Below are 24,344 nucleotides of genomic sequence, written 5' to 3'. Positions count from 1 at the left end.
AAATAAACCGACCTGGGACCTTGCACGGCGCCTGCGCGCTTACTACCTTAGCGCCTTTCCAAACCAGCCTCGCCTTGCAGGAGCCCTTGCCATGGCCGCCCCCGCCTTTCCTCCCTTCCGCCTGCGGTTCGCAACCGCTGCCACCCTGCTCGGCATGCTCGGGCTGGCCGGCTGCCAGACGGGCGGCTATCAGGACAGCGTGCCACCGACCAGCGGCGTGCAGCCGCTCAAAGGCCTGGCACAGAATGTTTCGGTACGGCGCAATGCCATGGGCGCGCCGCTGATCGAAAGCAGCAGCTTCCATGATGCGCTGTTCAGCCTGGGCTATGTGCACGCCGGCGACCGCATCGAACAGATGGTCGCCATGCGCCTGCTCGCCCAGGGCCGCCTGGCCGAACTGGCCGGCAGCGAGGCGCTGGATATCGACCGCCTCATGCGCGCCGCCAACCTCAAGCAGAGTGCCGCCCAGCAATACGCCGACGCATCGCCACGGCTCAAGCGCTTCTTCGAAGTGTACGCGCGCGGGGTCAACGCCTACCTGTTCCGCTACCGCGACAAGCTGCCAGCAGGCCTGGCCAGTAGTGGCTATCGCCCCGAATACTGGAAGCCTGAAGACTCGGCGCTGATCTTCTGCCTGTACGCGTTCAGTCAGTCGGTCAACCTGCAAGAGGAACTCAGCGCCCTGACCCTGGCGCAGAAAGCCGGTAGCGACAAGCTGGCCTGGTTGCTGCCCGGGGCCCCGGACGAGCCGTTGGCCGAAATGGAAGTGGACAAGCTCAAGGGCCTGAACCTGGCCAGCCAGTTGCCGGGGCTGCCAGCCCTGGCGGCTGCCAGCCAGAAGCTGGCCGACCTCGACCTGCTCGGTAGCCCGGGGTCGGCCAACCTGGCCCTGGGTCCGCAGCGCAGCCGCAGCGGCAAGAGCCTGCTGGCCAGCGACAGCCGCGCCGCCTGGGCCTTGAGCCCGGTACAAATCAATACCAGCAAGTACCAGGTTGCCGGCCTGTCCTTGCCGGGGCTGCCAATTGTGCTGGCCGGCTACAATGGCAAGCTGGCCTGGAGCAGCAGCGCGGTCATGGCCGACAATCAGGACCTGTTCCTCGAGCAGCTGCGCCGCCAAGGCAGTCAGCTGAGCTACCTGGCCGATGGTAAATGGCTGCCGGCCCGCGCCCGCAGCGAAACCTACTTTGTACGTGGCCAACGCCCCGTGCGCGAAGTGATGTACGACACCCGCCACGGCACCCTGCTGGCCCAGCCAGAAAACGCCAGCCTGGGCCTTGCGCTGAACCTGCCCCAGTTCAAAGGTGATCGCAGCCTGGATGCCCTGTTCGACCTGACGCGGGCCAAGAACGTGGAGCGGGCCTTCGACAGCACACGTGAAGTGACGGCTGCTGCCGTCAACTTCGTTTTTGCCGAGCCTGAGCACATCGGCTGGCAAGTCAGTGGCCGCTACCCCAATCGCCGCGAAGGCCAGGGCCTGCTGCCCTCGCCGGGCTGGGACGGGCGTTACGACTGGGACGGCTATGCCGACCCGATGCTGCACCCGTACGACCAGGACCCACCCGCGGGCTGGATCGGCCATGCCAACCAGCGCAGCCTGCCGCGCGGCTATGGCATGCAGCTGTCCAGCACCTGGTACTACCCCGAGCGTGCCGAACGACTGGCACAGCTGGCCGGCAACGGTCGCCACGACAGTCGCAGCCTGATGGCCCTGCAGAACGACCAGGTGACCTTGCTGGCCAACAAGCTCAAGCAGATGTTCGACGCACCCGGCATGGCCCAGCCACTGAAGCAGGCAATCGACGCCCTCCCCGCCGGGCAGCGCGACAAGGCCCGCGACACGCTGGCCCGGCTCAAGGCCTTCGATGGCCGCCTGAGCCCGGTGTCGGCCGATGCCGCGCTTTACGAGTTGTTCCTGCAGGAGGTCGCTCGACAGACTTTCCTCGATGACCTGGGCCCGGAGTCTGGCCCGGCCTGGCAGGCATTCGTCGGCAATGCACGTTTGTCATTCTCGGCGCAGGCCGATCATCTGCTGGGCCGCGATGACAGCCCCTTCTGGGATGACCGCAACACGCCACAAAAAGAAGACAAGCCCGCCATCCTCGCCCGCAGCCTGGCGGGCGCAATGGAGGCCGGTATCGCACAGCTGGGGGCCGACCGACGCACCTGGCAGTGGGGCAAGCTGCACCAGTACCGCTGGCCGGCACCGGCCTACCATGGCCTGGGTGATGCGATCAGCCGTTCGCCGCTTGCCGCAGGCGGCGACTTCACTACCCTGGCCCTCACACCATTCGCCTGGGGCAGCGACTTCGACACGCATCTGCCAGCCTCGGCACGGATGATCGTCGACTTCGGCCAGGCCGAACCGTTGCAGATACTGACCAGCAGCGGCCAGTCCGGCAACCCGGCCAGCGCGCATTACCGCGATGGGTTGGATGCCTGGTTCAAAGGGCGCTTCATGAGCCTGCCACTGCAACAGCAGAACTTCGGCAGGGCGTATGGCAACCAGCGGCTTACATTGGTGCCGGGGCGGTAACGGCATTCTTCAGGGGCGCATGAGGGGGCTTGATGAAGTTTTTCAGCAGCTCCCTCCCAAATCCATCCGAACTAACGTCCAGCACCATGCCTCTTAACGGGTAACCCCAGAACCAGTGCCCGTGCCATGGACCTCGTCATCGCCCGCCCCGAAGGCCTGTACTGCCCGCCCGGAGATTTCTACATCGACCCCTGGCGGCCCGTGGAGCGGGCTGTCATTACCCATGGCCACGGCGACCACGCACGCACCGGCAATGGCCATTATCTGACCGCCAGCCCCGGTGCCGGCATTCTGCGCAGCCGCCTGGGCCAGGACATCAATCTGCAGACCCTGCCCTACAGTGAGCGCCTGCTGCACCACGGCGTGACGTTGAGCCTGCACCCGGCCGGGCACGTGCTGGGTTCGGCACAGGTGCGCCTGGAGTATCGAGGTGAAGTCTGGGTTGCATCCGGTGACTACAAGGTAGAACCCGATGGCACCTGTACGCCCTTCGAACCGGTGGCGTGCCACACCTTCATCACCGAGTCTACCTTCGGCCTGCCGATCTACCGCTGGCCAAGCCAAAGCGAGATCTTCGCCAGCATCAATGCCTGGTGGCGGGCCAACAGTGAACAGGGCAAGGCCAGCGTGCTGTTCTGCTATGCCTTCGGAAAGGCCCAGCGGATTCTGCATGGGCTGGATGCCAGCATCGGCCCGATCCTCGTGCATGGCGCCATGGAGCCGCTCAACCGGGTGTACCGGGATGCCGGCATCCGTCTGCCGGAAACCCGCTACGCAGGCGATATTCCGCGCAACGATCCACTGCTGCGCCAGGCACTGGTCCTGGCGCCCCCGTCAGCCGGTGGCAGTAGCTGGATGCGCCGTTTTGGCGATTACAGTGATGCCTTCGCCAGCGGCTGGATGCTGCTACGCGGCGCCCGCCGGCGGCGCGGCGTGGACCGGGGCTTTGTGCTGTCCGACCACGCCGACTGGCCTGGCCTGCTCTGGGCCATTGGCCAGACCGGTGCCCAACGGGTGATGGTCACTCACGGCTCGGTCGAGGTACTGGTGCGCTACCTCACCGAACAAGGCCTGGATGCCCGCGCCTTCGTCACCGAGTATGGCGACGAAGACGATGTGCCCAACACCGCCCCCTCGCCATGAAAGCCTTCGCTACGCTGTTCCTGCGCCTGGACGCGACCACCTCCAGCAATGCCAAGCTCGAGGCACTGCGCGACTACTTCGACATGGCGCCCGCCGAAGATGCTGCCTGGGCGGTGTATTTCCTGGCCGGCGGGCGCCCACGCCAGCTGGTGCCCACCCGCCTTCTACGCGAACTGGCGACGACGCTGGCTGGCCTGCCGGACTGGCTTTTCGAAGAAAGCTATCAGGCCGTGGGCGACCTGGCCGAGACCATTTCGCTGCTGCTGCCGCTGCACGCCGATGGCAACGAGGAAGGCCTGGCCACCTGGGTGGAACAGCACTTGCTACCCCTGCGCGGGCTGACGCCTGAGCAAGTCCGCCAGCGCCTGCCGCCGCTCTGGGCCCGGTTGGACCGTGCCAGCCTGATGCTATGCCTGAAGCTGATCACTGGCAGCTTTCGCGTGGGCGTGTCAAAGCTGTTGGTCACCCGCGCCCTGGCGCAACTGGCCGGGCTGGACGCCAAACGCGTGGCCCAGCGCCTGGTCGGCTACACCGATATAGGCCATCGCCCGACTGCAGCCAGTTACCAGAGGCTGATCGCCCCAGAGTCCGCCGATGAACATAACCAGCGTGGCGGCCAGCCCTACCCATTCTTCCTGGCTCATCCGCTGCAAGTGTCCAGCGATCAGTTCGATACCCTGCTCGGACCACCAAGCGATTGGCAAATCGAATGGAAGTGGGATGGCATTCGGGCGCAAGTGGTGAAGCGCGATGGCCAGCTGTGGGTTTGGTCACGCGGCGAAGAACTGGTTACCGAGCGCTTCCCCGAACTGCATGGCCTGGCACAGACGTTGCCCGATGGCGTGGTGCTCGATGGCGAGATCCTGGTCTGGAAACCCGGTGAAACCGAAACGGAACTGGCCGTGCAGCCTTTCGCCTTGCTGCAACAGCGCATCGGTCGCAAAACGCTGGGCAAAAAACTGCTGAACGATGCGCCGGTGGTGCTGCAGGCCTACGACCTGCTGGAGTGGCAGGGCGAGGACTGGCGCAGCCGACCGCAGCACGAACGCCGAAGCCAGCTGGAACACCTGGTGGATGAACATCCACTTGCCCCCGTGCTGTTGTCGCCTCTGCTGCAAGGCCCGGACTGGGCCGACCTCGCCCGCCAGCGCGAACAGTCACGCAGCCTGGGCGTGGAAGGGCTGATGCTGAAGCAACGCGAGGCCCTGTACGGTGTGGGGCGCACCAAGGACATGGGCATCTGGTGGAAGTGGAAGATCGACCCTTTCAGCGTCGATGCGGTGCTGATCTATGCCCAACGCGGCCACGGCCGCAGGGCCAGTCTGTACAGCGACTACACCTTTGCCGTATGGGATGCACCGGCAGGTACCCCTGGTCGGGCGTTGGTGCCCTTTGCCAAGGCCTATTCAGGGCTCAGCGACGAAGAAATGCGCAAGGTCGACGCCATCATCCGCAAGACCACGGTGGAAACGTTCGGCCCGGTGCGCAGTGTCACTCCAACGTTGGTGTTCGAGCTGGGCTTCGAAGGCATCGCCCTGTCCCGGCGCCACAAAAGCGGTATTGCCGTGCGCTTTCCGCGCATGCTGCGCTGGCGGCTGGACAAGCCGGTGGAAGAAGCAGATGACCTGGCCACCTTGCAGGCACTACTGGCCTGAAAAAGTTTGCGATGCCCGACTGCTGCAGGATGAGGCGCATTCGCTGAAACTATGCTTCTATTTTTGAGCCGACCCGTGTCGCAGACCGTTTTCGCCACGCAGCCAGGACCAACATGCACCATTCAACCCACGACCTGCTCTCCCCCGTACCGGGGATCACCCGCCAACTGCACAGCTTCCACTTCGGCCCCCGCAGTGGAGGCAAAGTCTATATCCAGGCCTCACTGCACGCCGACGAGCTGCCGGGCATGCTGGTAGCCTGGCACCTCAAGCGCCGCCTGGCCGAGCTGGAACAGCAAGGCCGACTGCAGCGCGAGATCATACTGGTGCCGGTGGCCAACCCGGTGGGTTTGGAGCAAGTGCTGCTGGATGCACCATTGGGGCGTTTTGAACTGCAAAGCGGCGAGAACTTCAATCGCAACTTCGTCGACCTGTCGGACAGCATCGGCGACCAGATCGAAGAACACCTTACCCAGGACCCGACGCACAACCTTGCACTGATCCGCGAATACCTGCGCCGCGGCCTGGACGCACACCCGGTCCGCACACCCCTGCAAGCCCAGCGCCTGATACTGCAGCGCCTGGCCTGCGATGCCGATATGGTGCTGGACCTGCACTGCGACTTCGAAGCAGTCGAGCACCTGTACACCACACCCGATGCCTGGCCCCAGATCGAACCCTTGGCCCGTTACCTGGGCGTCCAGGCCAGCCTGCTGGCAACCGACTCGGGCGGGCAGTCGTTCGATGAATGTTTCAGCCTGGTCTGGTGGCAATTGCAGCAACGTTTCGGCAAACGCTTCCCGATCCCGCTGGGCTGCTGCTCGGTCACCGTGGAGCTGCGTGGCCAGGCGGATGTCAGCCATGATCTGGCCAGCAAGGACTGCCAGGCGATCCTCGACTTCCTGACCCACGCAGGTGTCATCGAAGGCACCAGCGCCCCCCTGCCCGCGCTGTTACGCCACGCCACCCCGTTGGCTGCGGTGGAACCTGTGGCAACGCCACTGGGCGGGTTGCTGGTTTACCACGCCAAACCGGGCCAGCACCTGGAGGCCGGCCAACTGATCGCCGAAGTCATCGACCCACTCAGTGACCGAGTCACCCCCCTGCGCAACAGCCAGCCGGGGCTGCTGTATGCGCGTAGCGTCCGGCGCATGGCCACCGCTGGCATGGTCATCGCCCATGTGGCCGGCGAACAGGTATGCCGCAGCGGCTACCTGTTGGCCAATTGATCCGGTAAAACCATTGCAGCCGGCAAGTGGTCTGTAGAAGCACAGCCTTCGAAGGACCGCCTGCCCTCATGCCTGCTGCTACCGACCTCGCCAATGCCTGGTTTGCCAAGCGCGGCTGGAAGCCCTTCGCCTTCCAGCGGCGCGTATGGGCTGCCGTCGAACGGGGCGAATCCGGTTTGCTGCATGCCAGTACCGGTGCCGGCAAGACCTACGCGGTCTGGCTCGCGGCGCTGCGTGCGTTCAAGCCCAGGCCCCAGGGCCGCCACTTGGCCCCCATACAGGTGCTGTGGGTGACGCCCATGCGTGCCCTGGCCGCCGACACTGCACGTGCGTTGCAAGCGCCGCTTGATGAGCTCCAGCTGCCTTGGAGCGTAGGGGTGCGCAGCGGCGACACCAACAGTGCCGAGCGCGCCCGACAGGCCCGGCGGCTACCCAGTGTGCTGATCACCACCCCCGAAAGCCTGACCCTGCTGCTGACCCGGGCAAAGGCACGTGAGGATTTCGCCACGCTGCAACTGGTGGTGGTGGATGAATGGCACGAGCTGCTTGGCAACAAGCGCGGGGTACAACTGCAGCTGGCCTTGGCGCGCCTGCGGCATTGGCACCCGGGCCTACCGACCTGGGGCTTGTCGGCAACCCTCGGCAACCTGCAACACGCACGGGATGTCTTGCTGCCCCAGGGCGGCCTGCTGGTGCAAGGCCGGCAAGACAAGGCACTGCAAGTCGACACCCTGCTGCCAAAAGCGATCGAGCGCTTCCCTTGGGCTGGACACATGGGCCTGAAGATGCTCGACCAGGTCTGTCACGAGATCGATGCCAGTGCCAGTAGCCTGGTGTTCACCAACACCCGCGCCCAGGCAGAAATCTGGTATCAGGCCCTGCTTGATGCCCGCCCGGACTGGGCCGGGCTGATCGCCCTGCACCACGCCTCGCTGGCCCGCGATACCCGCGACTGGGTCGAGCGCAGCCTCAAGCAAGGCAGCCTCAAGGCGGTGATCTGCACGTCCAGCCTGGACCTGGGCGTGGACTTTCTGCCCGTGGAACGGGTGCTGCAAATCGGCTCGGCCAAGGGCATCGCCCGCCTGATGCAGCGGGCGGGTCGCTCAGGACACGCGCCTGGGCGGCGCTCCAGGGTCACCCTGGTGCCCACCCATAGCCTGGAACTGGTGGAAGCGGCGGCGGCCCGGCAGGCGCTGTTAGCCGGCCACATCGAAGCCCGCTTTTCACCGCGCCTGTGCATGGACGTGCTGGTACAGCATCTGGTCAGCATGGCCTTGGGCAGCGGTTTTCGCCCGGAGCAACTGCTCGCCGAAGTGCGCAGCACCTGGGCTTTTCGCCAGTTGCGCGACAGCCAATGGCAATGGGCGCTGGACTTCGTCTGCCACGGCGGCAGCTCATTGACCGCCTACCCGGACTACCAGCGTGTCGAGCGCCAGGCCGACGGAGTTTACCGGGTTACCAGCGAACGCCTGGCGCGGCGCCACCGCATGGGCATCGGCACCATCGTCAGCGATGCCAACCTGCAACTGAAATACTGGAGCAAGGGCGGCGGCGGGAAAACGCTGGGCAGTGTTGAAGAAGCGTTCATCGCCCGCCTGCGCCCCGGCGATACGCTGGTGTTTGCCGGGCGGGTACTAGAGCTGGTACGCGTGGAAAACATGACGGCCTATGTGCGTCGCAGCACGGCGCGCAAGGCTGCGGTAGCGCGCTGGAACGGCGGGCGCATGCCGCTCTCGAGCGAACTGGCCGATGCGCTGGTCGAGCAGCTCGATGCTGCCGCCCATGAACGCTTTGAGGGGCCGGAAATGCGCGCAGTACGCCCGCTGCTTGCGCTTCAAGCGCAGTGGTCAGCCTTGCCCACCACAAGCACACTGCTGGCCGAGACCTTCAAATCCCGCCAGGGCTGGCACCTGTTCCTGTATCCCTTTGCCGGGCGCATGGCCAACCTGGGCTTGGCCAATCTGATTGCCTGGCGGGTCAGCCGCGCACAGCCGCTGTCGGTGTCGATTGCCGTCAACGATTACGGATTCGAACTCCTCAGCCCTGCCCAGGTGGACTGGGCCAGTCACCTGCCGCAAGCACTCGGCACCGCGGACCTGCTGGAAGATGTGCTGGCCAGCCTGAATGCCGGGGAGATGGCACTGCGGCGCTTTCGTGAAATTGCCCAGATTGCCGGGCTGGTGTTTGGCGGCTATCCCGCCGCGCAGAAGAGCACGCGGCAAATCCAGGCCTCCAGCGGGCTATTCTATGAGGTGTTTCGCAAGCATGACGCGGGGAATTTGCTGCTTGGCCAGGCGCGGGATGAAGTATTGAGCGAAGAGCTGGAAATCGAACGGCTGCATCGGCAACTGCTGAAAATGAGTGAGTTGCAACTGGACCTGCAGGCGTTGAAGCGGCCAGGGCCACTGGCGTTTGCCTTGTTGGTGGAAGGCATGCGCGAGACATTGAGCACCGAGAAGCTGGCAGACCGCATTGCGCGGATGGTGGCGGAACTGGAACAAGCGGCGAACGCGGGATGAATTACCAACCCATCGAACACCGGGGGCAGGCGCTCTGGCTGCTTGCCGACAAAGCCATCTACTGGCCCGCCCGCCGCGCCTTGCTGGTGGCCGACGTGCACATCGGAAAGGCCGCCAGCTACCGCGCCCTGCATCAACCGGTGCCACGCGGAACGACTGAGGCGACACTCGCCAGGCTCGATCGCCTGCTGGCCGAGCATGACTGCGAACAACTGATCATCCTGGGCGACTTTCTGCATGCCCGCACGGCCCGCGCCCCGGCAACGCTGGCCAAGGTGGAGGATTGGCGAAAGCGGCACAAAAATCTGAAAGTGGTGCTCATACGCGGCAATCATGATCGCAACGCCGGCGATCCACCCGCCTCGCTCGATATTCAGGTCGTGGACGAGCCTTGGGTTCTGGAGCCCTTTGCCCTGCAGCACGAGCCACAGCCCCACCACACACACCCGGTACTGGCGGGCCACGTACACCCCGTCTTCGTCCTGCGCGGCAAGGCCCGTCAGCGCTTGCGCCTGCCTTGCTTCGTGATCGATGAGCAAGTCAGCCTGCTACCTGCATTCGGTGAGTTCACCGGGGGGTGGGAAATCATCCCCGCCAGCGCCAGCCGGCTGTACCTGGCTGGCGCTGACCGCGTCTGGCCGCTTTAGCGACGCTCAGGCCACAGGGGCGGGAGGCGGCTCGTCCGGCAAGGTCGGCTCACCCGGCTCCATGGGAGGCGTCTCACCGGGTTCCGGCGGTTGCGGGGTATCGGGGTCAGGCTGATGGGGCACGCCCCCCGCCTGCATGGGCAGCGGGTGCGCCAGCAGTGACCAGGGCAACAACCCAACGTGATTGGGCTGCAGGCCTGCCAGCTTGGCACTGATTGCGGGATGGAGTTTCATTGGCTGCTCCTGACGAAAGCCGATGCACATCATGCACACCGGCGTTACTTCGTTGGAGTGCCAAAGGCGCGGGTAATTCCCCGCGCTTGTCGGCTCAGGTACGCGGCAGGGTGACGCCGCGTTGGCCCTGGTATTTGCCGCCACGGTCCTTGTACGACACTTCGCACTCTTCGTCGGACTGCAAGAACAGCATCTGCGCCACGCCTTCGTTGGCGTAGATCTTTGCCGGCAGCGTGGTGGTGTTGGAGAACTCCAACGTCACGTGGCCTTCCCACTCGGGCTCGAGCGGCGTGACGTTGACGATGATGCCGCAACGGGCGTAGGTGCTCTTGCCCAGGCAAATGGTCAGCACGTCACGGGGAATGCGGAAATATTCGACAGTGCGCGCCAGGGCGAAAGAGTTTGGCGGGATGATGCACACGTCGCTCTTGATATCGACGAAGCTGCCAGCATCGAAATTTTTCGGGTCGACGGTGGCCGAGTTGATGTTGGTGAACACCTTGAATTCGTCGGCGCAGCGTACGTCGTAACCATAGCTGGAGACGCCGAAGGAGATCACGCGGTTGTCCTGCTCGCCGCGCACCTGGCGCTCGACGAACGGCTCGATCATGCCGTGTTCCTGCGCCATGCGGCGAATCCACTTGTCCGATTTGATGCTCATGGCGGGGTGTCCTGAAGAGTTGCGAGGTGAAAATCGTGACGCGCATATTACCGGTCCCGGCGCCCAGGTTAAAGTTCCATCCCTCATCCCGCGCCGGGTGGGGGCTGCAGCCGCCGCCGATCCGAATTTGCCTAAAGCGTCTTCTGACCATTGGCAGGTTGCGGAAAGTGGGGTAAGGTGTTGCCACTGTGCTGCACGTGACACCGAGAATCTCTAGTTTGATGCACGATCCTGATCGGCCCATCGCTGAATTTTCTGCTCTCTTTGCGCTCAGTCCCGGGCAGGGTTTTTCCTGACCGTTATCAAATTGTCCAAGGAGACAGAAAAATGTCCAACCGTCAATCCGGTGTTGTTAAGTGGTTCAACGATGAGAAAGGCTACGGCTTCATCACCCCTCAGTCGGGCGACGACCTGTTCGTGCACTTCAAAGCCATCCAAGCTGACGGCTTCAAAACCCTGAAAGAAGGCCAGGCTGTTACTTTCGTCGCTACCCGCGGCCAGAAAGGCATGCAGGCTGAAGAAGTTCAGATCGCCTAAGTCGATCTAGCTTCCTAGCTTTCAAAAAAACCCGCCTTCTGGCGGGTTTTTTTATGCCTGCTCGAAATAGGCGCTGGCCTCTTCGCGGGCTCGCCCGCTCCCACAGGGACTGCACAGGCTTCAAGTACGGCGCAGTCGCTGTGTGCGGGCAAACTCGGTATGGCAGGTCAGTCTTCGCTGATGGTAATGCTGGGCATTGCCGGCGCCGCAGCTTCCTGCAGCACGATCCGCGCGCCTACCTGGCGGGCAAGCTCCTGGTAAACCATGGCAATCTGGCTTTCCGGCTCGGCGATCGCCGTGGGCTTGCCGCTGTCGGCCTGCTCACGTATCAGCATCGACAACGGCAGCGACGCCAGCAGGTCGACGCCATACTGGCTGGCCAGCTTCTCGCCGCCACCCTCACCGAACAGGTGTTCGGCATGGCCGCAATTCGAGCAGATATGCACGGCCATGTTCTCGACCACGCCCAGCACCGGAATGTTGACCTTGCGGAACATTTCCACGCCCTTCTTGGCATCCAGCAGCGCCAGGTCCTGCGGCGTGGTGACGATCACCGAACCGACCACCGGTACCTTTTGTGCCAGGGTCAGCTGGATGTCACCGGTACCCGGTGGCATATCGATCACCAGGTAATCCAGGTCATCCCAGGCGGTCTGGGTGACCAGTTGCAGCAGCGCGCCAGACACCATTGGGCCACGCCATACCATCGGCGTGTTGTCGTCGGTGAGGAAGGCCATGGACATGACTTCCACGCCGTGGGCCTTGATCGGCACAAACCACTTCTGCTCGCGAATCTGTGGACGGGTGCCCTCGGCGATGCCGAACATCACCCCCTGACTGGGGCCGTAGATATCGGCATCGAGAATACCTACCCGTGCGCCTTCGCGTGCGAGGGCCAAGGCCAGGTTGGCAGCGGTGGTCGATTTGCCCACACCGCCCTTGCCCGAGGCCACGGCGATGATGTTCTTGACGTTGGCCATGGATGGCACCTGGGCCTGGGCCTTGTGCGCGGCCACCACGCAATCGATCGAAACCTGGGCGCCAGTGACCCCCTCGAGGCTGCCAATGGCGGTCTGCAGCACCTGGGCCCAGCCGTTCTTGAACAGCCCTGCGGCATAACCCAACTGCAACTGCACGCTGACCTGCCCGCCCTGGATATCGATGGCGCGCACGCAGCCGGCGCTGACCGGGTCCTGGTTCAGGTAGGGGTCGGTGTACTGGCGAAGCACGCCTTCAACGGCGGCACGGGTGACGGCACTCATGGAGACTCCCATTGGCAAACTGAATGTAAAACAGCCGCCTATCCTAACCCGTCAATCGTCAGCAGATGCGCTTGCGGGGTGAAATATCTTCGCCAGCCCTTTATAGTGGCCGATCATCCTCATTTTTACCCCGTAGCCAGATAAGTAGCCGAGCCACCATGTCCGAGCCACGCCAGATTCTCGTCACCAGCGCCCTGCCCTATGCCAATGGATCGATCCATCTCGGCCATATGCTGGAGTACATCCAGACGGACATGTGGGTGCGCTTCCAGAAGCTGCGCGGCAACCAGTGCATCTATGTCTGCGCCGATGACGCCCACGGTTCGGCCATCATGCTGCGCGCCGAAAAGGAAGGCATCACCCCGGAACAGCTGATCGCCAACGTCCAGGCCGAGCACAGCAGCGATTTCGCCGACTTCCTGGTGGACTTCGACAATTTCCACTCCACCCACAGCGACGAGAACCGCGAGCTGTCGAGCCTGATCTACTCGCGCCTGCGTGAAGCCGGGCACATCGCCACCCGTTCGGTGACCCAGTACTTCGACCCGGAAAAAGGCATGTTCCTCGCCGACCGCTTCATCAAGGGCACCTGCCCGAAGTGCGCGGCCGAAGACCAGTACGGCGACAACTGCGAAAAATGCGGCGCCACCTACGCACCCACCGAGCTGAAGAACCCCAAGTCGGCGATCTCCGGTGCCACCCCGGTACTGCGTGATTCCCAGCATTTCTTCTTCAAGCTGCCAGACTTCCAGGCCATGCTGCAGCAGTGGACCCGAAGCGGCACCCTGCAGGACGCGGTAGCCAACAAGCTGGCGGAATGGCTGGACTCCGGCCTGCAGGAGTGGGATATCTCCCGCGACGCGCCGTACTTCGGCTTCGAGATCCCGGGCGAGCCTGGCAAATACTTCTACGTATGGCTGGATGCACCAATCGGCTACATGGCCAGCTTCAAGAACCTCTGCGCACGCCGCCCGGAGCTGGACTTCGACGCCTTCTGGAACGAAGGCTCCAAGGCCGAGCTGTACCACTTCATCGGCAAGGACATCGTCAACTTCCACGCCCTGTTCTGGCCAGCCATGCTCGAAGGCGCCGGCTTCCGCAAGCCGACCGCGGTCAACGTGCACGGCTACCTGACGGTCAACGGCGCCAAGATGTCCAAGTCGCGCGGCACCTTCATCAAGGCCCGCACCTACCTGGACCACCTGCAGCCGGAATACCTGCGTTATTACTATGCGGCCAAGCTGGGCCGTGGCGTCGACGACCTGGACCTGAACCTGGAAGACTTCGTGCAGAAGGTCAACTCCGACCTGGTCGGCAAGGTCGTCAACATTGCCAGCCGCTGCGCCGGTTTCATCCACAAGGGCAACGAAGGTGTGATGGTAGGCGGTGATGCCGCGCCTGAGCTGACCGAAGCCTTCCTGGCTGCCGCACCTTCCATCGCCGAAGCCTATGAGGCCCGTGATTTTGGCCGCGCCATGCGCGAAATCATGGCACTGGCCGACCGCGCCAACGCCTGGATCGCCGACAAGGCACCGTGGTCACTGGCCAAACAGGAAGGCAGGCAGGATGAAGTCCAGGCCATTTGCGCCCAAGGCATCAACCTGTTCCGCCAGTTGGTGATCTTCCTCAAACCGGTACTGCCGGTGCTGGCCGCTGACGCCGAGGCTTTCCTCAACGTGGCCCCGCTGACCTGGAACGACCACCTGACACGCCTGGAAAACCACCCGCTTAATCCGTTCAAGGCCCTGATGAGCCGTATCGAGCCGGCCAAGGTCGAAGCCATGGTCGCTGCCAGCAAGGAAGACCTGCTGGCTGCCGAAGCCAAGGCCCCGGCGGGCAATGGCGAGCTGGCCAAGGACCCGCTGTCGGCAGAGATCGAGTTCGATACCTTCGCTGCCGTCGACCTGCGTGTGGCGCTGATCGTCAAGGCTGAAGCCGTGGCGGGTGCCGACAAGTTGCTGCAACTGACCCTGGACATTGGTGACGAGCGCCGCAACGTGTTCTCCGGCATCAAGTCAGCCTACCCAGACCCGTCCAAGCTGGAAGGCCGCCTGACCATGATGGTAGCCAACCTCAAACCCCGGAAGATGCGCTTTGGCGTGTCCGAAGGCATGGTCATGGCTGCCGGCCCTGGCGGTGAAGAAATCTACCTGCTGAGCCCGGACAGCGGCGCCAAGCCAGGCCAGCGCATCAAGTAACCGCCCTGCGGGCCATTGTGGGAGCGGTCTGCCCGCTCCCACAATTACGCAGGCCCCTTCATGCCAAACCCGGACAATCGCCCCGATTCCCGGCTATCGTCATCTTCATGAATGACTACATCCTGGTCCTGATCAGCGCCGCACTGATCAATCACCTGTGCCTGCTCCGACAGCCACTCTCCGGGCTGCAACTGCAGGTGCACGGCCTGGCCTGCGCCCTGTGCATCGCCCTGGGCGTAATCGGCGCGCAGCTGCTGGTGCACGCGGTACTTGCCCCGTTGCACATCCACGATCTTGCCCTGTTTCTGCTATTGCCCTGGCTGGCCTTGCTCGCCTGGGGACTGCCCTGGCTTTTGGCCAAGTGGCGCCCGGCCTGGCCTGTAGTGGGGTTGCCAGCGCTGCTGTTGAGCAATGCAGCAGCGCTTGGGCTTGCCCTGCAGCAGACAAGCGACGGCACCACCTGGCCAACCATGCTGCTCAAAGGCTTGCTGACGGGTGGCGGCTTCTGGCTGGCGCTGATGGTGTTCGCCGACCTGCGCCAGCGCAGCGCCCACGCCGATATCCCCAACGTGCTGCGCGGCCTGCCCATCGAATTGATCGGTGCCGGGGTGATGGCTATGGCGTTTTCCGGTTTCAACGGAATGTTTGGCCAATGAGCAGTCCCGATCCGCGCCTACGCACCAGCATGGGCCTGGTCTTGCTCGCCTGCACGCCTGGGCTGCTGGCGCTGTTGTGGCTGCATGGCTGGGGCATGATGCTGAACCTGTTGCTGTGCGCCAGTGCCGCGCTGCTGTGCGAGGCATTGCTGCTGGCACTGCGCAGCCAATCGCTGAGCCAGGCGCTAAACGACGGCAGCGCACTGGTGACCGCCGTACTGCTGGCGGCCGCCCTGCCCACCTTGGCGCCATGGTGGCTGCCGGTCATCGCGGCAAGTGTCGCGATCGGTATCGGCAAGCAGGCCTACGGTGGGGTCGGGCGAAATCTGTTCAATCCAGCCATGGTGGGCTATGCCTTCGTGCTGCTCAGCTTCCCGTTGCAGATGAACCATTGGCCTGGGCAGGCCCCAGGCCTGCTCGACAGCGTGCAGCAGGTGTTCGCTGGGGGCGGACAGATCGATGCCTGGGCCCGACCGACATTGCTCGACGGCTTGCGCCACAACCGCAGCCTGACCATCGACGAGCTGTTCGCCAGCCATCCGGGCTTTGGCAACATTGGCGGGGCAGGCAGCGAATGGGTCAACCTGGCATTCCTGCTTGGTGGCCTGTTCTTGTTACAGCGCAAGGTGATCAGTTGGCATGCACCGGCAGGTTTGCTGGCAGGGCTATTGGTATTCAGCTTGTTGGGCTGGAACGGTTCGGGGTCGGACTCCAATGGCTCGCCTTTGCTGCACCTGTTTTCCGGCTCGACCATGCTGGCAGCCTTCTTCATTGCGACCGAGCCAGTGTCCGGCCCCAGAGACGACTGGGCCAAGCTGTGCTTCGGCGTGGGAACAGGGGTGCTCATCTACCTGATTCGTACCTGGGGCAGCTATCCGGATGGCACCGCGTTCGCCGTCCTGCTGATGAACCTTTTCGCACCGGCACTCGAGCGCATGGCTGCGCAGCGTCAGCAGGCAGCCCGATGAAGCGCGGGGTTCGGGATGTGGGCCTGTTGCTGCTGACTGGAGTATTGGCAGTGTCAGCCACCCTGGCCTGGCGGCAGTGGACCGGTCCGGCCATCGCCGGCGCTGAAAAGCAGCTGCAAAGCCGCCAGCGGCTGGCCGTGCTGCCCGACGGTAGCTATGACAACCAGCCCCTGGAAAGCCCGCTGCCAAGGCCCGCCGCACAGAGGCCCAATAGCCGTATCCTGGCGGCTTACCGTGCCACTATGGCAGGTAAGCCAAGCGCCATTATCCTGATCACACAGGCCCAGGGGTATGCCGGGCCGATCGTGCTGAGCGTCGCCATCACCACGGACGGCCGGCTGATCGGCAGCCAGGTTGTCGAACAACAGGAAAGCCCCGGGCTGGGCGATCGCCTGGGGGATCCGCGATTGCACTGGCTGAGTCAGTTCAACAACCGCGATCATGGCGATCACTGGGCGCTGAAGCGGGACCAGGGTGACTTTGACCAATTGGCCGGCGCAACCGTGACCTCGCGAGCGGTGATCGCCGCATTGCAGGATGCGCTGAGCTATTTCGACGAGCAGCGTAGTGTATTGCTGGAGGGCGCCACCCATGAATAGGTTCTGCCTGCTGGCCATGAGCCTGGCGCCACTGCTGGGTGCCACCCGAACGCTGGCTGAAGGCGCGGCCATCGGCCTGTGCGCAGTACTTATGGGGTGCCTGCACCAACTGTTGCTGGCGCCACTGCGTAAACACATGGCCAGCTGGGCCTATGTACTGGCTAGCCTGTTGCTGCTGGCAGCCTTGGCCAGTTGCCTGCAGTTGGCCCTGCGGGCCTGGCTGCTACCACTGGCCATTGCCCTGGGCCACTATCCCGCATTGTTGTGCCTGCAATGCCTGGCCAGTGACCACCTGCTACCTGACCAACGCCGCTGGCGCCTGCTCGCAAGGCACCTCGGCGCTGTCTTTGCCATTTGCCTGCTGCTGGGCGCCAGCCGCCAATGGCTGGCTGACCATGCCGAGCTGCACCTGGCCAGCCTCGCACCCGGTGCGCTACTGCTGCTGGGTCTGCTGTTGGCCTTGTACAATCGCCTGCTTCCAGACCCTGCCCACCCACCTCGTCAAGGAAAGCCCTGATTTCATGAATGCCGCCAAACGCCTGGAGATTTTTCGCAGGCTGCACGAAGACAACCCCGACCCAAAGACCGAACTGGCCTACACGACCCCGTTTGAACTGCTGGTCGCCGTGACACTGTCCGCGCAATCCACCGACGTCGGCGTCAACAAGGCTACTGCCCGCCTGTTCCCCGTCGCCAACACCCCCGAGGCCATCTATGCCCTGGGCGTTAAAGGCCTCAGCGAATACATCAAGACCATCGGGCTTTACAACAGCAAGGCCAAGAATGTCATAGAAACGTGTCGGCTACTGATCGAGCGCCACGACAGCCAGGTACCGCAAACCCGCGAAGCGCTGGAGGCGCTACCCGGCGTCGGCCGCAAAACCGCCAACGTGGTGCTAAACACGGCGTTTCGCCAACCGGCCATGGCCGTGGATACCCATATCTTCCGGGTGAGTAACCGCACAGGCATCGCGCCAGGCAAAACGGTGCTGGAAGTGGAAAAGAAACTGCTCAAGTTTGTACCCAAGGACTACCTGCTCGACGCCCACCACTGGCTGATCCTGCACGGGCGCTACGTGTGCCAGGCGCGCAAGCCAAGGTGCGGCAGCTGCAGGATCGAAGATTTGTGCGAGTACAAGCACAAAACCTCCGACGATTGAGCCGATAGCCAAAAACCACTCACATCGATTGAAAAAATCTTTTTTACCAGCGTCTGCTTTCTGGTTATAAGGACGGCCAATGGCCCCTTGGCTTGGAGCGACTCATGAGTACCGATAAAGACGACCTGTCGATCGATGATGATTTTGTTGCCGCAGACGATGACGCGGAGCCACAGGTTGAAATCGCAAAGACCAACCTGAGCAAACGTCGCACCATCGACAACATGCTGGAAGAACGGCGCCTGCAGAAGCAGTTGGCCGATTTCGATTACGACCTGTAGTGCGGGTCCCGTAGTCATGGACCGATAGCCCTGGCAAAGCCTCCTGGCTGGAGGCTTCAAGGCTTGGCGATCAGTTCAGACCTTGCCGTTGCGCCAGCTCGATCAGGTCAACCAATGACCGTGCATTGAGCTTGAGCAGCAGCCGTGACTTGTAGGTACTGACCGTCTTGTTACTGAGGTACATGCTGTCGGCAATCTCCTTGTTCGAACGCCCTCGCGCCAGTTGTTGCAGCACCGTCATTTCTCGCGCAGACAGGCGATTCACCATATCCGTCTCGCTGCCCGCCCCCCTGCCACGTGACGCATGCAAGGCCTGGTTGGGGAAGTAGCTGTAACCCGACAACACAGCCTTGATAGCGCTGAGCAGTTCGGTAAGCTCCTGCTGCTTGCACACGTAACCCGCCGCCCCTGCCTGCATGCAGCGCATCGAAAAGTTGCCGGGGGCCTGTGACGTCAGCACCAGTACCTTGCTACCCGGGCTGAATGTCGCCATGCGGGCGATCACCTCCAGGCCATCCAGTTTCGGGATACCGATATCCAGCACCACAATATCCGGCAGATGTTGCCGTGTCAGCTGCAACGCAGCCACCCCATTGTCAGTCTCCGCCACAACGTCATACCCATGCCGCTCCATCAGCATGCGTACGGCCAGGCGTATGACCGGATGATCATCCACGATAAGCACTTTATTCATGCGATATCCATACATTGTTGTTGCTTTGGCACGCCACGATAACCGACAGGACGCTTGCTGGCGCGGCGATTTACCAGCGAAAGCCATGGACAGAAAAAGCCTACAGAACTTACAGAAACTTCCTACACACAATGACTATGGTTGTAACAAACAAATTACTTATTACCGAAAAAACGGTACCACCCATCGACATAAACGTACCAGTTGAATACTGATCTTCAGCAAAGGAAAACTTCCGACTCAAACACGTCGAAAAAGCAGCACAACGAGGTTCTCTGACGATCATTCCTCCCCCGGGAAACAATCCAGCCTTTAGTTGAGTACAGCAGTAAGGTAAAGATGGACAAAACCGCTGGAGACGGCCTATATGACCCAAGCACAACCTGTCGCCCCGCTGACGATCATTGCCATCTTCGCGGGGATCATCGAAGCCTCCGCCCTTGCCACACTGCCATTTCTCGGCGAGTCCAGCCAAAGGCTCTACACCTGGTTCCTGGTAGGCTTTCCATTCTTTCTGACGGCACTGTTTTTTCTGACACTCAACTTCAATTACAAGTCGTTCTATAGCCCGCTTCCCAACAACGCAGCACACGACAACACGCCAGCACTGAGCAGTGTGGCCACACCCGCAATTGCCAATGATGCCCCCGAGGCGGTACAGGGCGAACCTGTCACTTTCATGTTCTCCGGCCCCGACGCCTGTCGCATGATGGAACAACAACTCTTGCACGCACTTGCCCAACCGCCCGAGCCAGCGCGCGTCTGGCGCTTTTGTAATCTGGACAGACGTCAATGTGCGCAGCTTTCGATCAGCGCACTCGAGGGCGATGATGTGAGCCACCGAAGTTGAACGACCCGCCTTTGCGCGGGCATAAAAAAACCCCGGACCGAGCCGGGGTTTTCGCACACGCCAGCAATCAGAGCAGCGAACGGCCCTTGTTGGCGGCAATGCGCATACGCAGTGCATTGAGCTTGATGAAGCCAGCAGCATCTGCCTGGTTGTAGGCACCACCATCTTCTTCAAAGGTGGCGATGTTGGCATCGAACAGCGAATCGTCCGACTTGCGGCCAACCACGGTCACGTTGCCCTTGTACAGTTTCAGGCGCACCACACCATTCACGTTGACCTGCGAAGCATCGATCATCTGTTGCAGCATCAGACGCTCCGGGCTCCACCAGTAGCCGGTGTAGATCAGGCTGGCATACTTTGGCATCAGCTCATCTTTCAGGTGAGCGACTTCGCGGTCCAGGGTGATCGACTCGATGGCACGGTGTGCCTTGAGCATGATGGTACCGCCAGGCGTTTCGTAGCAACCGCGCGACTTCATGCCGACGTAACGGTTTTCGACGATGTCCAGACGGCCGATGCCGTTGGCACCACCGATACGGTTCAGGTCTGCCAGGACGGTGGCCGGGGATTTCTCGACGCCGTCGATGGCAACGATGTCACCATTGCGGTAGGTCAGCTCGATGTAGGTAGCCTGGTCCGGGGCATTCTCAGGCGAGACACTCCAGCGCCACATGTCTTCTTCGTGCTCGGTCCAGGTATCTTCCAGGACACCGCCCTCGTAGGAGATGTGCAGCAGGTTGGCGTCCATCGAGTACGGCGACTTCTTCTTGCCGTGGCGCTCGATCGGGATGCCGTGCTTCTCGGCGTAGTCCATCAGCTTTTCGCGGGACAGCAGGTCCCACTCGCGCCATGGAGCGATGACCTTGACGCCTGGCTTCAGGGCATAGGCACCCAGCTCGAAGCGCACCTGGTCGTTACCCTTGCCGGTGGCGCCATGGGAAATGGCGTCAGCGCCGGTTTCGTTGGCGATTTCGATCAGGCGCTTGGCGATCAGCGGACGGGCGATGGAAGTACCCAGCAGGTACTCGCCTTCGTAGACGGTGTTGGCGCGGAACATCGGGAACACGAAATCACGCACGAATTCTTCGCGCAGGTCGTCGATGTAGATCTCTTTAACGCCCATTGCCTGGGCCTTGGCACGGGCCGGTTCGACCTCTTCGCCCTGCCCCAGGTCAGCGGTGAAGGTCACCACTTCGCAGTTGTAGGTATCCTGCAGCCACTTGAGAATCACCGAAGTATCAAGGCCGCCGGAATACGCCAGTACGACCTTTTTTACGTCCGCCATGCCATCACTCCACGGGGTTGTACGGAAAGGGATCGATTCTACCGGCGTTGCGGATAAATTTACAGTGGGGCGACAGCTTCTGACGACAAAGCGACAGGAACTTTCGTAGGGGCGACGGGCGGTAGGTTAAGGGATGTGGCATGAGGACCTTGGAGGGGCGTCGCGCCGCAGCGTGCATGCCTTGAGGAGTTCAGCGCCTGTGAGATCGAGCGCCGCCAGGTGTCCACCTCAAGACATTCTGCGCCTGTGAGATCGAGCGCCTCAGGTGTCCGCCTCGAAACATTCTGCGCTCGATCTCACAGGCGCTGAAAATGTTGTGACGAACCCCTGGCGGCCTTGATGCGAGCCCATGACATGCACCGACCAGATCTCAGGGCGCCTTCGCCCCCGGGACGCCCGAGGCAGGTGCAACAGCCGGCGCCGCTTGCTCAACCGGCTTTTCCACCGGTTTCTCAACCACCGCCACCCGATCCAGCTCGATATTCACCCGCCGATTACGCGCCCGATTCGACGCACTGTTGTTCTTCGCGAGCGGATAACGTTCGCCATGGAAGCGCACAGTGATCTGCTCCTCCGGCACACCGTTAGCCTTGAAGTAATCGGCAACGGCCAATGCCCGACGGCGCGACAGGTCGCGGTTGGCCAGGCGGTTGCCACTGTTGTCGGAATGCCCATTGAGCTCGACATGATTCACCGTCGGGTCGGCTTTCATGTAATCGAGGATCACGTCCAGCCGCGCCTTGGCTGCTGCATCCAGCTCGATACCGCCCCCGGGGAAACCCACCTGGGTCTGGCGCACCTGGTCGTAGTTCATCGGCAACAGTTTGCCAGCACAGACCTGATAGTCATTGTAGGCTTTGGCGAAGCTGACCGGCAGCACTCGCACCTCCATCGGCCTGCCCGCCTCACCGGTGTAGTTGCGCACGACGGTGCTACGCCCGTCGAGCAAGCCGTTGATCAGCCGGCTGGCCTGCCCTTGGGAGGAGCTGAACAGCACGCCACTGCGGGCCATACGCACATTGCCCAGGTTGATATCGCCACGCCCAGGTTGCCACGGCGCTGCCGCAGCCAGCAGGCTGGCGGTGCCGGCACCCAGTGCGTTGCTGTCCGACCGCAGCTGAAACACCGGCTGCTCGCCTGCCCGACGCACGAACGTACCGCTGCCGAAACCTTCGATCGGCTGGCTCAGACGACACTCGAACTGGTCACCCTCGACCTTCCAGGCAATGTTCTCCATGCGCGTCTGGAAAGTCAGTGCGCCGGCCGGCAGGCTGGCGAACAGGGTCAACAGGGCTAGATAACGCTGGCGCACGGGCGGCTCCACAAATTCTGACGGCTTACCAGCAGGCTATCGGACGCTGCCCGGAAAACTTGATAGCCGTGCTCGCCCCGGGGTTTTCCGGTAGGATTGGGGCTTGAGTTCGACCCGCCTGGAATCCCCAATGTCCGATCGCCTGACCCTCCTGCGCCCCGACGACTGGCACATCCATCTGCGCGATGGTGCCGTCCTGCCCCACACCGTTGGCGACGTGGCGCGTACCTTCGCCCGTGCCATCATCATGCCCAACCTCGTGCCGCCCGTGCGCAATGCCACCGAGGCCGGCGCCTACCGTGAGCGCATTCTGGCTGCCCGCCCGGCCGGCAGCCGCTTCGAGCCGCTGATGGTGCTGTACCTCACCGACCGCACCAGCCCCGAGGACATCCGCGCGGCCAAGGCCAGCGGTTTCGTGTACGCCGCCAAGTTGTACCCGGCCGGCGCCACCACCAACTCCGATTCCGGCGTGACCAGCATCGACAACATCTTCCCGGCTATAGAGGCACTGGCGGAAGTGGGCATGCCGCTGCTGGTGCATGGCGAAGTGACCCGCAGCGAGATCGACGTGTTCGACCGCGAGAAGCGCTTCATCGACGAGCACATGCGCCGTGTGGTCGAGCGCTTCCCGACGCTGAAAGTGGTGTTCGAACACATCACCACCAGTGATGCCGCGCAGTTCGTCACCGAGGCCCCGGCCAACGTCGGTGCGACCATCACCGCCCAGCACCTGCTGTACAACCGCAACCACATGCTGGTCGGCGGCATTCGCCCGCACTTCTACTGCCTGCCGATCCTCAAGCGCAACACCCACCAGGTGGCCTTGCTGGACGCAGCCACCAGCGGCAATCCGAAGTTCTTCCTCGGCACCGACTCGGCACCTCATGCCCGTCACGCCAAGGAAGCAGCCTGCGGTTGCGCGGGTTGCTACACCGCTTATGCGGCGATCGAGATGTACGCCGAAGCGTTCGAGCAGCGTAACGCGCTGGACAAGCTGGAAGGCTTCGCCAGCCTGCACGGCCCGGCCTTCTATGGCCTGCCGGCGAACACCGACACCATTACCCTGGTCCGCGAAGAATGGACCGCTCCGGAAAGCCTGCCATTTGGCGAGCAAACCGTAGTCCCGCTGCGCGCTGGCGAAAAACTGCGCTGGCGCCTGCTGGAGAAAAACGCGTGAGCGAAGACCTTTACGAAGACGACCTGGACACCCAAGGCAGCAGCGGTCCTCGCCACCCGATGGCCGAGCGCTTCCGCGGCTATCTGCCGGTCGTGGTGGATGTTGAAACCGGTGGTTTCAACAGCGCTACCGATGCATTGCTGGAAATTGCCGCCGTCACCATTGGCATGGACGAGAAAGGCTTCCTGTTCCCCGAACATACCTACTTCCACCGCGTGGAGCCGTTCGAGGGCGCCAACATCGAGCCGGCCGCACTTGAGTTTACCGGCATCAAGCTGGACCACCCGCTGCGCATGGCGGTCAGCGAGGAAAGCGCGATGACCGACATCTTCCGCGGCGTGCGCAAGGCACTCAAGGCCAACGGCTGCAAGCGGGCGATTCTGGTCGGCCACAACAGCAGCTTCGACCTGGGTTTCCTCAATGCAGCAGTGGCGCGCAATGACCTGAAGCGCAACCCGTTCCACCCCTTCTCCAGCTTCGACACCGCCACCCTGGCGGGCCTGGCGTATGGCCAGACCGTGCTGGCACGAGCCTGCCAGAGCGCTGACATCGATTTCGACGGGCGTGAGGCGCACTCGGCACGTTATGACACCGAGAAAACCGCTGAGCTGTTCTGCGGCATCGTCAACCGCTGGAAAGAAATGGGCGGCTGGCGCGATTTCAACGATTGATCTGCTAAAGGCATTCGCGGGCGCGCCCGCGAAGAGGCCGGCACAGGAAGGCATAAAAAAACCGGCCACGAAG

The 24,344-nt window shown here is 62.8% G+C and carries 23 protein-coding genes; 17 read left to right on the top strand and 6 right to left on the bottom strand.

Annotation, left to right across the window (positions count from 1 at the left end):
* The first annotated feature begins 91 nt into the window (after window positions 1-91).
* From ACF8FB_RS11255 to pdeM, 6 genes are all read left to right on the top strand, one after another.
* The gene (locus ACF8FB_RS11255) at window positions 92-2,533 is read left to right on the top strand and encodes a penicillin acylase family protein (RefSeq protein ID WP_010952271.1); all 2,442 of its coding nucleotides are present in this window, start codon (window positions 92-94) and stop codon (window positions 2,531-2,533) included.
* A gap of 126 nt (window positions 2,534-2,659) precedes the next feature.
* Complete coding sequence (locus ACF8FB_RS11250) at window positions 2,660-3,676, top strand: ligase-associated DNA damage response exonuclease (protein WP_392509808.1); 1,017 nt, start codon at window positions 2,660-2,662, stop codon at window positions 3,674-3,676.
* Window positions 3,673-5,331 carry an ATP-dependent DNA ligase gene (locus ACF8FB_RS11245; protein WP_010952268.1) on the top strand — a complete coding sequence of 553 codons (1,659 nt, stop codon included), beginning with the start codon at window positions 3,673-3,675 and terminating at the stop codon, window positions 5,329-5,331. The genes ACF8FB_RS11250 and ACF8FB_RS11245 overlap by 4 nt, the downstream gene beginning before the upstream one ends.
* Window positions 5,332-5,444: 113 nt before the next feature.
* Window positions 5,445-6,560, top strand: coding sequence for a succinylglutamate desuccinylase/aspartoacylase family protein (locus ACF8FB_RS11240; protein ID WP_010952267.1), 1,116 nt, complete (start codon window positions 5,445-5,447; stop codon window positions 6,558-6,560).
* A gap of 68 nt (window positions 6,561-6,628) precedes the next feature.
* Entirely contained in the window at window positions 6,629-9,079 is a 2,451-nt protein-coding gene (locus ACF8FB_RS11235; protein ID WP_392509807.1) for a ligase-associated DNA damage response DEXH box helicase, read from the top strand.
* Window positions 9,076-9,726 carry a ligase-associated DNA damage response endonuclease PdeM gene (gene pdeM / locus ACF8FB_RS11230; protein ID WP_392511347.1) on the top strand — a complete coding sequence of 217 codons (651 nt, stop codon included), beginning with the start codon at window positions 9,076-9,078 and terminating at the stop codon, window positions 9,724-9,726. Before ACF8FB_RS11235 ends, pdeM begins: the two co-directional genes overlap by 4 nt.
* A 6-nt stretch (window positions 9,727-9,732) precedes the next feature.
* On the opposite strand, the gene ACF8FB_RS11225 is transcribed toward pdeM, so the two are convergent.
* Together ACF8FB_RS11225 and dcd are read right to left on the bottom strand one after the other, a co-directional pair.
* Window positions 9,733-9,960 (bottom strand): hypothetical protein, encoded by a 228-nt coding sequence (locus tag ACF8FB_RS11225; RefSeq protein WP_003254918.1) that lies wholly within the window; start codon window positions 9,958-9,960, stop codon window positions 9,733-9,735.
* A 94-nt stretch (window positions 9,961-10,054) separates the two neighbouring features.
* Window positions 10,055-10,621, bottom strand: coding sequence for a dCTP deaminase (gene dcd, locus ACF8FB_RS11220; protein WP_003254920.1), 567 nt, complete (start codon window positions 10,619-10,621; stop codon window positions 10,055-10,057).
* 327 nt (window positions 10,622-10,948) lie between these two features.
* On the opposite strand from dcd, the gene ACF8FB_RS11215 reads away from it, so the two are divergent.
* The gene (locus tag ACF8FB_RS11215) at window positions 10,949-11,158 is read left to right on the top strand and encodes a cold-shock protein (RefSeq protein ID WP_003254922.1); all 210 of its coding nucleotides are present in this window, start codon (window positions 10,949-10,951) and stop codon (window positions 11,156-11,158) included.
* Between the two features lie 167 nt (window positions 11,159-11,325).
* On the opposite strand, the gene apbC is transcribed toward ACF8FB_RS11215, so the two are convergent.
* Entirely contained in the window at window positions 11,326-12,420 is a 1,095-nt protein-coding gene (gene apbC, locus ACF8FB_RS11210) for an iron-sulfur cluster carrier protein ApbC (RefSeq protein ID WP_230064918.1), read from the bottom strand.
* Window positions 12,421-12,578: 158 nt separating this feature from the next.
* Between apbC and metG the strand changes: the two genes are divergently transcribed.
* From metG to ACF8FB_RS11175, 7 genes are all read left to right on the top strand, one after another.
* Window positions 12,579-14,618, top strand: a complete 2,040-nt coding sequence (gene metG / locus ACF8FB_RS11205) for a methionine--tRNA ligase (protein WP_392509805.1) — start codon at window positions 12,579-12,581, stop codon at window positions 14,616-14,618.
* Window positions 14,619-14,725: 107 nt separating this feature from the next.
* Window positions 14,726-15,274, top strand: coding sequence for an Rnf-Nqr domain containing protein (locus tag ACF8FB_RS11200; RefSeq protein ID WP_010952261.1), 549 nt, complete (start codon window positions 14,726-14,728; stop codon window positions 15,272-15,274).
* Window positions 15,271-16,242, top strand: coding sequence for an RnfABCDGE type electron transport complex subunit D (locus tag ACF8FB_RS11195; protein WP_392509804.1), 972 nt, complete (start codon window positions 15,271-15,273; stop codon window positions 16,240-16,242). Before ACF8FB_RS11200 ends, ACF8FB_RS11195 begins: the two co-directional genes overlap by 4 nt.
* The gene (locus tag ACF8FB_RS11190; RefSeq protein WP_392509803.1) at window positions 16,239-16,841 is read left to right on the top strand and encodes an RnfABCDGE type electron transport complex subunit G; all 603 of its coding nucleotides are present in this window, start codon (window positions 16,239-16,241) and stop codon (window positions 16,839-16,841) included. Before ACF8FB_RS11195 ends, ACF8FB_RS11190 begins: the two co-directional genes overlap by 4 nt.
* Entirely contained in the window at window positions 16,834-17,358 is a 525-nt protein-coding gene (locus ACF8FB_RS11185) for a hypothetical protein (RefSeq protein WP_049588516.1), read from the top strand. Before ACF8FB_RS11190 ends, ACF8FB_RS11185 begins: the two co-directional genes overlap by 8 nt.
* Window positions 17,359-17,362: 4 nt before the next feature.
* Window positions 17,363-18,001, top strand: coding sequence for an endonuclease III (gene nth / locus ACF8FB_RS11180; RefSeq protein ID WP_392511346.1), 639 nt, complete (start codon window positions 17,363-17,365; stop codon window positions 17,999-18,001).
* A gap of 104 nt (window positions 18,002-18,105) precedes the next feature.
* Window positions 18,106-18,282, top strand: a complete 177-nt coding sequence (locus ACF8FB_RS11175; RefSeq protein ID WP_010952256.1) for a PA3496 family putative envelope integrity protein — start codon at window positions 18,106-18,108, stop codon at window positions 18,280-18,282.
* 70 nt (window positions 18,283-18,352) lie between these two features.
* Here ACF8FB_RS11175 and ACF8FB_RS11170 read toward each other — a convergent pair whose 3' ends face one another.
* Window positions 18,353-18,976: a response regulator transcription factor gene (locus ACF8FB_RS11170; protein ID WP_003254939.1), complete on the bottom strand. Its 624-nt coding sequence runs from the start codon at window positions 18,974-18,976 to the stop codon at window positions 18,353-18,355.
* A 367-nt stretch (window positions 18,977-19,343) separates the two neighbouring features.
* Between ACF8FB_RS11170 and ACF8FB_RS11165 the strand changes: the two genes are divergently transcribed.
* On the top strand, window positions 19,344-19,826 hold the full coding sequence (locus tag ACF8FB_RS11165; RefSeq protein ID WP_010952255.1) for a hypothetical protein: 483 nt from the start codon (window positions 19,344-19,346) through the stop codon (window positions 19,824-19,826).
* Between the two features lie 67 nt (window positions 19,827-19,893).
* Here the strand turns inward: ACF8FB_RS11165 and ACF8FB_RS11160 are convergent, their stop codons facing one another.
* The gene (locus ACF8FB_RS11160; RefSeq protein WP_003254941.1) at window positions 19,894-21,111 is read right to left on the bottom strand and encodes an argininosuccinate synthase; all 1,218 of its coding nucleotides are present in this window, start codon (window positions 21,109-21,111) and stop codon (window positions 19,894-19,896) included.
* A 370-nt stretch (window positions 21,112-21,481) separates the two neighbouring features.
* Window positions 21,482-22,423: an OmpA family protein gene (locus ACF8FB_RS11155; protein ID WP_392511345.1), complete on the bottom strand. Its 942-nt coding sequence runs from the start codon at window positions 22,421-22,423 to the stop codon at window positions 21,482-21,484.
* 130 nt (window positions 22,424-22,553) lie between these two features.
* Here ACF8FB_RS11155 and pyrC point away from each other — a divergent pair, with 130 nt between their 5' ends.
* Both pyrC and rnt read left to right on the top strand, forming a co-directional pair.
* Window positions 22,554-23,600, top strand: coding sequence for a dihydroorotase (gene pyrC, locus ACF8FB_RS11150; protein ID WP_392509800.1), 1,047 nt, complete (start codon window positions 22,554-22,556; stop codon window positions 23,598-23,600).
* Between the two features lie 59 nt (window positions 23,601-23,659).
* Window positions 23,660-24,271, top strand: coding sequence for a ribonuclease T (gene rnt, locus ACF8FB_RS11145; protein WP_010952252.1), 612 nt, complete (start codon window positions 23,660-23,662; stop codon window positions 24,269-24,271).
* Window positions 24,272-24,344 lie beyond the last annotated feature (73 nt).

Source organism: Pseudomonas sp. yb_2, assembly GCF_043103905.1.
Classification (GTDB): Bacteria; Pseudomonadota; Gammaproteobacteria; order Pseudomonadales; family Pseudomonadaceae; genus Aquipseudomonas; species Aquipseudomonas alloputida.
The sequence above is the reverse complement of the archived record's forward strand: the minus strand, read 5'-3'. Positions and strand labels throughout refer to the sequence as shown.